The organism is Anaerotignum sp. (genome assembly GCF_017483025.1).
GTDB lineage: Bacteria > Bacillota > Clostridia > Lachnospirales > Anaerotignaceae > Anaerotignum_A.
In genome coordinates this window covers 1-11,734 of the sequence record NZ_JAFUMA010000061.1, presented here as the reverse complement: position 1 = coordinate 11,734, position 11,734 = coordinate 1, and the positions used below count along the sequence as shown (strand labels likewise).

The window sequence follows — 11,734 nt, the reverse complement described above, 5'->3', positions numbered from 1 at the left end:
TACCGTCTGGCTTGGACACTGGTAGTATTCGTTGGTTGCGTAGCTGCTCTGGAAGTAGTATGGAACGTAGCCGATATGCTGAACGCATGTATGATCATCCCTAACCTGGTTGCTCTGCTGGGTCTGTCCGGCGTAGTTGCTTCCGAAACAAAGAAATATGTTTGGGACAAAGACGCAGAAATGGGCGGTCTGATGAAATGGATGGACGACGTTGCTCCTCAGCTGGACAAATAATTCATCTCGAAGAGATTCGTTCAATTTTACCCACGATAAAAAGGGCGGCATTTATGCCGCCCTTAATTTTTTATAATGGAAAAGTATAATGGAAAAGCCGCAGATATCGATATCTGCGGCTTTTTTCATGGTTTGATGAAAAAAAGAAAAGCGCATATCTTCAGATATACGCTTTCGTCTGTGAGTGACATGATTCGAACACGCGGCCTTCTGATCCGTAGTCAGACGCTCTATCCAGCTGAGCTACACTCACATATTCATTTGGCACAGGAACTATCATACATCATCGACGTTATTTTGTCAAGCACTTTTTTGAAAAGATTTAAAAAATGGCGAAGCCGTAGCTCAGCTTCGCCGGATCCTTATTTATCTTTTGTTGTGGAAAGGAGTGCAGCTGCTTTCCTGCGGGAAGTGCGCACCAGTTTCAGAGGGATCTTTGTGATGCCTTTGGCAGCCTTTGCGCCGATGACCAGAGGAATGGCAGGAGCTGCGATACGCACAGGGCGTTCGCCGCTTTCCAGTATGCGTTGATAAAGCTGTTCCACGCTGTCTGCAAAGGCTTCTACGGAAAGGCGATCCATGGCCTGCATGGAAGCTGCAGAAAGACGGGAAGAAAGCGCTTCATCTGTCAGAACGCGATAGAGGAGTTCGGGCAGATCTTCATTGGATTCAAAGAGCATGCCGGTTTCGTTATTGGTGATAATGTTTTCGATACATTCATCTTTTTTTGCTACGACAGGGATGCCGCCGGCCATGGCTTCTGCAAAAGTGAGCCCCTGAGTCTCAGAAACAGAAGCGCTGCAGAACACATTCCCCAACTGATAATACTTGCCGATTTCATCCCAGGGCTTGCCGCCGGTGAACATGACATGGTCGCCAACGCCGATAGATTCAGCGAATTTACCCAGGTTTTCGATCTCGTTGCCTTCGCCGACGATAACCATTTTCACAGCGGGCAGTTTTTCGATGAGTTTGGGCAGGGCGGAAATAACGACATCGATGCTCTTTTCCTTGGCAATACGACCAATGGAAATAATGACAGGCGTATCTGCTTCCAGTCCCAGAGATTTACGCAGTTCTAAAATTTCCGCAGGGTCAAAGTTTTCTTTGCGGAAATGAGAGGTATCGATGCCTGTAGGGATGATGGAAATGGGCTTTGTTACACCGTAGCTGCTGAGAAGCTGCTCTGTTTTGCGGGTGGGAGCGATGACGCCCATGGCTGCATTGCAGAAACTGCTGCTGAAATCCCTTGCCATTTCCTTGGAGATGATATGACCGCCGCCAATATAATGAACGTAATCTTCATACATCGTATGATATGTATGCACCATGGGGATGCCTTGGGTAGTGGAAACCAGCTTGCCCAGGAAGCCCAGAGGAAACTCTGTCTGGGTATGGATGATATCCAGATTCAAATTAGAGATGTTTTTCAGGATATGGGGCGGAAAAATGTAGCCTGCGCGATAATCTCTTACGAAATAAACAGGGACGCTGGGCAGGCGGAAAATACCTTCTTCCTCAGGCTGCCCTTCACAGCGGGGATCAGAAGGGGTGAAGACATATACGTTATGGCCTCTTTCACGCAAAGCATGGGTGAGGGTTCGGATCGATGTTGCCACGCCGTTCAGCTGTGGGAAATAAGTGTCGGAAAAGATACCAATATTCATAAGGAACCTCCTGTGGCTGCTCCAAAATCGATGGGAGCGCCTTCCATTAGGATAGATTTTGAGTTTGGATTATGTATACCCAAACTATATTTTAATATGATTTGGGTGATATTACAACAAAGAACCTGTTAGGATTTTGGTAAGATTTTCTTAAGAAAAGACGAAATGCGACTTTTTTGCTTTCTGTCTATAAATTGTGTTATACTTATTTATTAGAGCATAGGAGAAAGGAGAAGATGCCATGGAGAAGAAACTGAATACAGCCCAGAAAGAAGCGGTTTGCCATGAAACAGGGCCGATGCTGGTGCTGGCGGGGCCTGGCAGCGGAAAGACGACGGTTTTGCTGTGCCGCATTTTGCGTTTGCTGGAAAGGAAACTGGCAAGACCCGGAGAGATCCTGGCGCTGACCTTCTCCAAAGCGGCGGCGGATGAAATGAAAGAGCGATTTGGAAAAGCCAATGGCCCTGACGGCGTTTCCTTTGGCACTTTCCATAGTATGTTTTTCCGTATCTTGCGGAGCAGATATGGCTGGGGTGTGGAAAGAGTTTTTCAGGAAGAGGAAAGACGGAATATCCTCAGAAATATTGTAGAAGAGGCGAAATGGGATGTGCCGGATATTGAGGAATATGTTTCCGTATTTTTTAGTCAGCTTTCTCTGATGAATAGTGAACTGGAAAGTGTGAATGTTTTTGAACCAACGGGGATGCCGCCGGTAGAATTTCGTAAGCTGTTTCATACATATGAACGATACAAAGAACGTCATGAAAAAATGGATTTCGATGATATGCTGACCCTGTGTTATCAGCTTTTGAGCGAAGATGAAGAGGTGCGGACATACTGGCAGAGAAAATATAAATTCATTCTGGTGGATGAGTTTCAGGATGTGAATAAAGCCCAGTTTGAATGTCTGCGTATTCTGGCGGAAAAACACCAGAATCTTTTCGTGGTTGGGGATGACGACCAGAGTATTTATGCCTTTCGCGGGGCCAGACCTGATTTTCTGCTGCATTTCCCGACACTTTATCCGGCTGCAAAAAAAGTGACCCTGAATACCAATTATCGCTCTACGGAGCGGGTCATTTCCCTGGCGGAACGGGTCATTGGAAACAATGATACCCGATTTGTGAAAAATATGAAGGGCACCGGCGAGGAAGGGGAGAAAGTGACATTCTTTCTGGCAGAGGATACAGCAAAGGAAGCGGAATGTATCGGTGAGAAGATCGGCAAATTGCTGGATGAGGGCATGCCCCTGACGGAGATTGCCGTAATTTATCGGACGAACCTGCAGGGCGGTACTTTTGCGAGGGAATTATATAAACGAGGCATCCCTTATGACCTGCGGGACAGTAATGGCAATGTATATGAGCACTGGGTGGCAAAGGATCTGCTGGCTTATCTGCTTCTGGCGGAGAATGAGGAATCAGATAGCGCCTTGCGGCGTATTTTAAATAAACCGAAGCGATACATAGGCAAAGACCTGCTGGCGGAAGCGGAGACCATGCCCTATAACCTGATGCGGAGTTTTTTCGTTTGCCCTTCCCTGAAAAAGTGGCAGGAAGAGCATCTGGATAATTTGCGGATCGACCTGAGCCATGTGAGGAAGAGATCTCCTTATGAGGGGCTGAAATATGTGCGGAAAGTCATTGGCTATGATGAATATCTGGAGGAATTTGCGACATATAGAAGAACCAGCGCCCAGGTTTTGTGTGAGATTGCCGATGAGATCATGGAAACGGCAAAGGACTGCGCCGATGTGAAGATGTTTCGGGAACGGCTGGAGGAGATGAGCCGTCAGATGAAGGAGCAGACGCATAAGAAGGGGCAGAAGCGAAATGGCGTTGCCCTGATGACCATGCATGGCGCAAAGGGGCTGGAATTTCGATCAGTGTTCCTGCCTTCTCTGGTAGAGGGCGTGGTGCCCCATGAGAAGGGAATGGAAGAGATCGAAGAGGAACGTCGTTTGTTTTATGTGGCAATGACAAGGGCGGGTGAAAAGCTTTGCCTTTCCGCCATGAAGCATCGATATGAAAAAGAAACGAAGCCTTCCCGTTTTCTGGCGGAAATGGGGCTGGATGCTGAAGCATTTTTTTCAAAAAAATAAAATGGGAAAGAAGGAAGAAAAAATGAAACCCAATGATAAATATAAAATGAAAAAGAGGATATCTGCGGCGATCGCCATTATTTTGGCGGCGGCAATGGTGCTGAGCCTGATTGCCCCTTTTCTGAGTTATGGTATTTATTGATTTTCGCATTTAAATAGGTAAGGGTTTCCATATATTGGAAATTATAGCCTGAAATCGTAACAAAAATGTAAGGATTTTTCGGTGAATTAGACTTGTATTTTGCGAGAGACTTCGTTATGATAAATGAAACTGTGTTTTTTGACAGAAATGGTCGGAATTTGCAGAAAAATTGCTTCTGGAAGGGGCAGAAAAGAGCGCAAGGGGGCGAGAAAAGTGGAACAGGAAAGGAATAGACCGAGACAGCAGAGAAATCATCAGAATCAGCGACAGAATCATCAGCAGCACCAGAAAAAGAATGACGGCGGCAAAAATAAAAAGCCTTTGATCATTGCTGTGGCTGTAGTTTTGATCGCAGTCGTAGCTGTTTTTGGCTATAGCCAGGTACATAAGGGTAAAGTAAACGATCTGCTGGCGGCGGAAGGCATCTATCAGGGCGTTACCATCAATGGAGAAGATGTGGCGGGACTGAGCGAAGAAGAAGCCATTGCAAAGCTGCAGGATAAATATAAAGCAGAGGTCATTGGGCAGATCCTGACACTGTATTATGGCGAAGGGGAAGAGGAACAGAAATGGGAGATCCCCTTTGAGGACATCGGTGCAGGCTATGATGTAGAGGGTGCTGTAAAGCAGGCCTACCTGACGGGCCGCGAAGGCACAGAAGAAGAGCGTTTCGACGTCGGTTCTACACTGCTGAAGGATGGCGTGGATATTGAACTGGTTTATAGTTATAATGAAGAAATGCTGGATACAAAACTGACAGAAGTAGCAGAAGAATTCGACCAGGAAGCGGTAGACAGTACTGTTATCAGAAAAAATGGTAAATTTGTTGTTTCTGATGAACAGGAAGGTCTTGTAATGGACAAGGAAAAAACTGCTGAAAATGTAGCGGCAGTTATGGAAACACGCATGAGCGGTAAGGCAGCCATCGTGGCAGAAGTAACGGAACCTAAAATTACAGCAGAAGATAACTCCCATGTGACAGACCTGATCGGTACATATTACACAACATATACGAATAGTGATGCAAACAGAAACAATAACCTCGTTGTTGGCTGTAATTATATTGATGGCACAGTTGTTGCGCCCGGCGAAGTATTTTCTGCCAATGCGAACCTGGGCAGCCAGACGGCCGCAGGCGGCTATAAAAACGCAGGCGTTTATGTGAATGGTAAGGTGGAACAGGGCATGGCCGGCGGCGTATGCCAGGTAACTTCTACGTTGTACAACGCAGCTATTCTGGCAGAGCTGGAGATCGTGGAACGTTCTCCTCACTCCATGACAGTTGGCTATGTTCCTTTGGGCAGAGATGCTGCTGTAGCGGGCACATATAAAGATCTGAAATTCAGAAACAATACAGAATATCCTATCATGATCGAAGCTTACGCCAGCGGCGGCAAGCTGGTAATGAATATCTATGGTTATGAAGTACATAGCTCCAGCAGAAAAGTGGAATTTGAAACGGTTTATGAGGCAACCATCGCGAAGCCTGCAGAGATCGTAACGGAAGATCCTGAAATGCTGGAAGGCGAAAGAGTAGTAACTTCCAAAGGCAGAACCGGCTGTAAGGTAAGTGTACGCAAAAAAGTATATGAAGGCGGTAAACAGATCAGCAATGAATGGTTCAGCAGTTCTTCCTACCGCGCAGCGGCGGATGAAGTGAAAGTGGGTACAAAGAAGAAAGAGGCGGAGGCTGCAACAACGACACCCGCAGTAGTTCCTCAGACACCTGCATGGGTAGAGGATTCCGGATTTGGTATCCAGTAATTGAAAAGATGAAACGAGAAAGCCTCTGTCGGGAGACAGGGGCTTTTTGCAAAGGAAAGGATGAAAAACGATGTTTGAGATCGGGAAAATACCTCCTGAGATTCTGGAGAAAATCGTAATGAAGCCTATGAAGGGCAGCAAAGTGAAGCGGGACGATGTCATCCTGCGCCCTACCACAGGGGAGGATTGCTCTGCCATTGATCTGGGGGGAGAATTCTGTATCCTTTCTACAGACCCTATCACGGGGGCTGCAAAGGATATCGGCTATCTGGCAGTCCAGATCAACTGTAATGATATCTATTCCGCAGGGGCAGAGCCTATGGGCGTTCTGCTGACAGTTTTATTGCCGCCTGAAAGCGATGAAGCCTTGCTGGAGGAAATGATGACAGGAGCCATCAAAGCGGCGGAGGAACGCAATATCGAGATCCTGGGCGGCCATACAGAAGTGACGGATGCGGTCTGTAAGCCTGTCATCTCTGCGGCTGTGATCGGCAAAACGAGGGATAGAAAGATCCTTTCCACCGGAGGCGCAAAGGCGGGGCAGGATGTTATCATGACAAAATGGGCCGGCACAGAAGGGACAGCCATCCTTGCCAAGGAATGGGAAGAAGGCCTGAAAGCATATCTTTCCGAAGAAGAGCTGAAAATGGCCCGGGAAATGAAAAATTATCTTTCCGTAGGAAAAGAATCTGAGATCGCATTTGAACATGGCGCAACTGCTATGCATGATGCCACAGAGGGCGGCATTTTAGGGGCTGTCTGGGAAGTGGCGGAGTGTTCCGGTCTGGGCGTAGATGTTTATGTGGAAAACATTCCTGTCAAAGAAGAAACAAAGAAGATCTGCAAGGTTATGGGCATCGACTATCTGGGACTGATCTCCAGCGGTACGATGATCATTGCGGCAGATGATGGCGATAAACTGGTGGAAAAACTGCAGGAAGCAGGTATTGAAGCAGCTGTGATCGGCAAACTGACGGGGGGCGGCAAATATATGCTGGTAAATGGCATGAGATTGCCTTTGAACCAGCCAAAGAGCGATGCGCTCTATGATGCGAAGCTGCAATGAATATTTTATACAAAAGAAAAGAGTTGAGTGAGATGCGAAATTTCATCGCGAAGAATATTGAAGAAATGGAATGGTCTGGTATTCGAAAATTTGCGGACATTGCGGCTCAGGTGCCGGATGCTCTGTCCCTTTGCGTGGGTGAGCCGGATTTTAAAACGCCGGAACGGGTGCGCCGCGCGGCTATGAAAGCTCTGGAAGAAGGTAAGACCAGATATTCCATGAATATGGGTCTGCCGGAATTGCGAGCGGCCATTGCCCATTATATGGAAAGAAGATTCGGGTTGAAATATGACCCTGCCCAGGAGATTTTGTGTACCATTGGGGCCTCGGAGGCCATTGATGTGGCCCTGAGAACCATCATAGAGCCGGGAGATGAAATTCTGGTGGTGGAGCCTTCCTATGTGGCTTATAAGCCTGCTGTTGCGTTGGAGCATGGCGTTTCTGTAGTGGTGGAAACAAAGGCGGAAAACGACTTCAAGCTGCAGCCGGAAGAACTGGAAGCAGCAATCACGCCCAAAACAAAGGCGCTGATCCTGCCTTATCCCAATAATCCCACTGGGGCTATCATGGAAAAAGAGGATCTGGAAAAGCTGGTTCCTGTGATCCTGAAATATGATTTGTTGGTTATTTCTGATGAGATCTATGCGGAACTGACTTACGGCGGAAAGAATCATTTTTCCATTGCAGCTTTGGAGGGCATGTGGGAAAGAACCATCGTGCTGAATGGCTTTGCCAAATCCTTCTCCATGACAGGCTGGAGACTGGGCTTTGCGGCAGGCCCTGCGGTGTTGATCCAGGCCATGAGAAAGGTACATGCCTATGTGATCATGTGTGCCCCTGCACCCAGCCAGCATGGTGCGATCGAAGCCTTGCGGGATGATGCCCTTTGTGATGCCGATATCGCCGTTATGCGGGAAGCATATGATGAAAGAAGAAAATATTTGCTGGGGCAATTCAATCGCCTTGGGATGACCTGCTTCGAGCCCAGAGGGGCATTCTACGTGTTTCCTTCCATCAAACTGACGGGGCTGACTTCTCAGCAGTTCTGCGAAAGGCTGCTTTTCGAAGGCGGTGTGGCTGTTGTGCCCGGGGATGCCTTTGGGGAGAGCGGCGAAGGCTTTGTGCGTATTTCCTATGCCTACAGCATGGAACAGCTGCAGATCTGCATTTCGAAAATTGAAGAATTTTTGCGGAAGAGAGGCTGCATCTGATGGCTTGACGCGGAGCAGCTTTAATGATAAAATACTCTCAAATGAGGGAGTAGCAAGCGCAGGACCCTGCGCAGCAAGTCAACATACTGGCAGCAAAGCCTGGCTTGCTTTAATATGCGAGACTCATGTATAACTGTGAAGCTATGCATGAAGTCTGTCCATCAGGAATACATTCAGGTATGGTTTTCACCATACCTTTTTTATTGCGCAAAAGAGAGGTGCAGAGAGTTGTGAGGAGGAGTTTTGTATGACGATTGGATTTATGTTCTTTTTCAACAGCGTTTTGCTGGGGGTGGGGCTGGCGATGGATGCCTTTTCTGTATCTTTGGCAAATGGGCTGAATGAGCCCCGGATGAGGAAAGGGCGCATGTGCGGCATTGCCGGCGTGTTTGCTTTTTTTCAGTTCCTGATGCCCATGCTGGGGTGGATCTGCATCCATACCATTGTGAATTATTTTCAGGCCTTTGAAAAACTGATTCCCTGGATTGCATTGATCCTGCTGGTGTATATCGGCGGCAGCATGCTGAAGGAAGGCATCAAAGGCGGCGATGAAGAGGAAGAACTGCACGGCGTTGGGTTTGCGGCGCTGATGGTGCAGGGCATTGCCACATCTATCGATGCCCTGTCCGTAGGGTTTACCATTGCGGATTATGATTTCTGGATGGCACTGCTGGCGGCTATCATCATTGCGGCGGTGACATTCGTGATTTGTTTCTGCGGCCTTGGCATTGGCAAAAAAGTCGGCACAAAGCTGGCGGGGAAGGCTAATATTCTGGGCGGTGTGATCCTCATCTTCATCGGTCTGGAAATCTTTATCACCGGTATGTTCTGATGAATTTAACAAATTCTTAAGATTTATCCCATTGACGGGATGGGGATTTTATGGGATGATACCATACATATTATTTTAGACGCTTTTGAAGGAGTGTGAAAAACGGCATGGACGAGGACGGTGACCGAACTTGTTTTTCTGAAAATTTATATGCCGACGTGAAATAGAAGAGGGGCGTACTCCAGTCTTTTGGACTGGGGTATGCCTTTTTGCGTATTTTTGGACATAGTATGATTTAGAAAAAGAAGAGAGGAAGAAAGAATTATGTTTATTGGACCATTGATATTACAGGTGGTTTTGATCGGGCTGAATGCCATTTTTGCCAGTGCGGAGATCGCAGTGATCTCTATAAATGATACGAAACTGCAAAAAATGGCGCGGGATGGAGATGCACGGGCAAAGAGGCTGGTTGCTCTGACAGAACAGCCCACAAAGTTTTTATCTACCATTCAGGTGGCAATTACACTGGCTGGTCTGTTGGGGTCTGCCTTTGCGGCGGAAAACTTCGCAGGAGCGCTGGTGGATGTGCTGAAAGGGGCAGGCGTAGGCATTTCCCAAAGTGTGCTGAAATCCTTTGCAGTATTTGTCATTACGCTGGTGCTGGCGTATTTTAATCTGGTTTTTGGGGAGCTGGTGCCAAAACGCGTGGGTATGAAAAACGCGGAAGGGCTTGCGCTGGGAATGAGCGGCATGCTGACGGGTGTTTCCAAAGCATTTGCTCCGTTGGTCGCTTTGCTGACAGTTTCCACCAATGGTATCCTGAAGTTGATGGGCATTGACCCTGAGGACGAGGAAGAAGAAGTTTCCGAAGAGGAGATTTACATGATGCTGGAAGCGGGCAATGAAAAAGGCACGATCGATGAGGAAGAGACTCAGTGGATCAGAAATGTTTTTGCTTTTGATGATACTTCCGTGGAAGAGGTCTGCACCCATCGTGTGGATGTGACGGCTTTGGGTCTGGAAGAGACTTCTGAGGAATGGAAGGAAACGATTTTGCAGAGCAGTTTTACCTATTATCCTATTTATGGGGAGGATGCAGATGATATCGTTGGTGTGCTGAATACGAAGGATTATTTCCGCCTGGAAGATAAGAGCAGAGAAAATGCCATGGCCCATGCGGTAGAAAAACCTTATTTTGTACCTGAAATCATGAAAGCGGATGTTTTGTTCCGCAATATGAAAAAAGAGAAAAAGCAGTTTGCAGTGGTGCTGGATGAATACGGCGGTCTGAGCGGTGTCATCACTATGCATGACCTGATGGAACTGCTGGTAGGCGATATTTATGAGGATGAAAAGGAAATCACGGTGGTTTCTGAACATACATGGAAGATACTGGGTAGCGCTTCTTTGGATGATGTGGCGGAGGAACTGGAGCTTTCCTTGCCTGTGGAGGAATATGACACCTTTGGCGGATATATTTTCGGTGCTTTGGGTTATATCCCCGATGACGGTGTGAAATTCATGTTGGAAGCAGATGGCATGAAGATTCAGGTGGAGAGGGTGGAAAACCATCGTATCATAGATACAGTCGTGAAATACGAAAAGCCTCTTCCTGTGGAAAATGCTGAGGATATGTGATAAAATAAACTGAAAGAATTTTCGACAAAAGACTGGAGGGGTTCGAATGGATGAAAAATGGAAACTGTTGAAAAAATGGATCGAAGAAAGTGATAATATCGTCTTTTTTGGCGGCGCAGGGGTATCTACGGAAAGCGGCATCCCTGATTTCCGCAGCGAAGGTGGCATTTTTCAGGCCATCAATGAATATGGTGTGCGTCCTGAAGTGATTCTGAGCCATACATTCTTTGTCCAGAATCCTGAGGTTTTTTTCAAATACTATAAGAAAACATTGTTGTATCCCGATGCGAAACCCAACGATTGCCATAAGGCACTGGCGAAGCTGGAGGAAATGGGCAAGTTGAAAGCAGTCATCACCCAGAATATCGATGACCTGCACCAGAAGGCGGGCAGTAAAAATGTGCTGGAACTGCATGGCACGCTATATAAAAACTACTGTCTGAAATGTGGCAAGAAATTCGATCTGGATTATGTAACAGCCGATGATGGCATTACACGCTGCGATGCCTGCGGCGGTATCGTTCGTCCTGATGTGGTGCTGTATGAAGAAGGTTTGGACGGGGATACGATGTATCAATCCGTAGATTATATCAGTAAAGCCGACCTGCTCATCGTTGGTGGCACCAGCCTGAATGTTTATCCCGCAGCAGGGCTCCTGAATTATTACAGGGGAAATAAACTGGTATTGGTAAATAAATCTACAACACCTTATGATAATAAAGCAGCACTGGTGATTGCAGAAAATATTGGCGAAGTTTTCAAAAAAGTTGTATTAGATGACTGAATTTCAAAAAATAAACTGTCGGAAAAGCCTTGATTTTCAAGGCTTTTTCAGACTTTGAAAATTTTTTCAAAAAAGTTGAAAATTATGCTTGACAATATGGTCTACCTTTGCTAAAATAATCCTTGCACTGCGGAAGTGCTGTGAACTTTGAAAATAGAATAGCGTACAATGAACACACAACCCATAGTCAATTCAAGCAAACGGAAACGAATGCTAAATAAGGTAGTGGGGAAGATGCCCCACCCGCGTAAGCGGCTTTGCGAAGCAAAGTACTGAGACTATTTTACCGGTTTAGCAAAACCGGAACACAATTAGCCAGAAAATGATCTGGCCACGATTTAAACTTTAATATAAG

General features: G+C 46.8%; 9 protein-coding genes and 1 tRNA gene. 8 read left to right on the top strand and 2 right to left on the bottom strand.

Annotated features, from left to right (window positions below; genetic code table 11):
• Positions 1 to 234, top strand: a 234-nt coding sequence (locus tag IJ369_RS04970) for an alanine:cation symporter family protein (protein WP_290716708.1), incomplete at its 5' end; no start/stop codon positions are given.
• A gap of 179 nt (positions 235 to 413) precedes the next feature.
• On the opposite strand, the gene IJ369_RS04965 is transcribed toward IJ369_RS04970, so the two are convergent.
• Together IJ369_RS04965 and IJ369_RS04960 are read right to left on the bottom strand one after the other, a co-directional pair.
• Positions 414 to 487, bottom strand: a tRNA-Arg gene (locus tag IJ369_RS04965).
• A gap of 109 nt (positions 488 to 596) precedes the next feature.
• Complete coding sequence (locus IJ369_RS04960) at positions 597 to 1,901, bottom strand: glycosyltransferase family 4 protein (protein WP_290716705.1); 1,305 nt, start codon at positions 1,899 to 1,901, stop codon at positions 597 to 599.
• 241 nt (positions 1,902 to 2,142) lie between these two features.
• Here IJ369_RS04960 and IJ369_RS04955 point away from each other — a divergent pair, with 241 nt between their 5' ends.
• The 7 genes from IJ369_RS04955 (at position 2,143) to IJ369_RS04925 (ending at position 11,379) form a co-directional block, all read left to right on the top strand.
• A complete protein-coding gene (locus IJ369_RS04955; protein ID WP_290716704.1) occupies positions 2,143 to 4,002 on the top strand; it encodes an ATP-dependent helicase in 1,860 nt (619 codons plus the stop codon).
• Between the two features lie 355 nt (positions 4,003 to 4,357).
• Positions 4,358 to 5,908, top strand: coding sequence for a VanW family protein (locus tag IJ369_RS04950; protein ID WP_290716702.1), 1,551 nt, complete (start codon positions 4,358 to 4,360; stop codon positions 5,906 to 5,908).
• A gap of 70 nt (positions 5,909 to 5,978) precedes the next feature.
• Positions 5,979 to 6,974 carry an AIR synthase family protein gene (locus tag IJ369_RS04945; RefSeq protein WP_290716701.1) on the top strand — a complete coding sequence of 332 codons (996 nt, stop codon included), beginning with the start codon at positions 5,979 to 5,981 and terminating at the stop codon, positions 6,972 to 6,974.
• A 32-nt stretch (positions 6,975 to 7,006) separates the two neighbouring features.
• On the top strand, positions 7,007 to 8,185 hold the full coding sequence (locus tag IJ369_RS04940; protein ID WP_290716698.1) for a pyridoxal phosphate-dependent aminotransferase: 1,179 nt from the start codon (positions 7,007 to 7,009) through the stop codon (positions 8,183 to 8,185).
• Positions 8,186 to 8,432: 247 nt separating this feature from the next.
• Complete coding sequence (locus IJ369_RS04935) at positions 8,433 to 9,017, top strand: manganese efflux pump MntP (RefSeq protein WP_290716695.1); 585 nt, start codon at positions 8,433 to 8,435, stop codon at positions 9,015 to 9,017.
• A 264-nt stretch (positions 9,018 to 9,281) separates the two neighbouring features.
• Positions 9,282 to 10,595 carry a hemolysin family protein gene (locus IJ369_RS04930; protein ID WP_290716692.1) on the top strand — a complete coding sequence of 438 codons (1,314 nt, stop codon included), beginning with the start codon at positions 9,282 to 9,284 and terminating at the stop codon, positions 10,593 to 10,595.
• A 46-nt stretch (positions 10,596 to 10,641) separates the two neighbouring features.
• The gene (locus IJ369_RS04925; protein WP_290716690.1) at positions 10,642 to 11,379 is read left to right on the top strand and encodes an NAD-dependent protein deacylase; all 738 of its coding nucleotides are present in this window, start codon (positions 10,642 to 10,644) and stop codon (positions 11,377 to 11,379) included.
• The last annotated feature ends 355 nt before the right edge of the window (positions 11,380 to 11,734 follow it).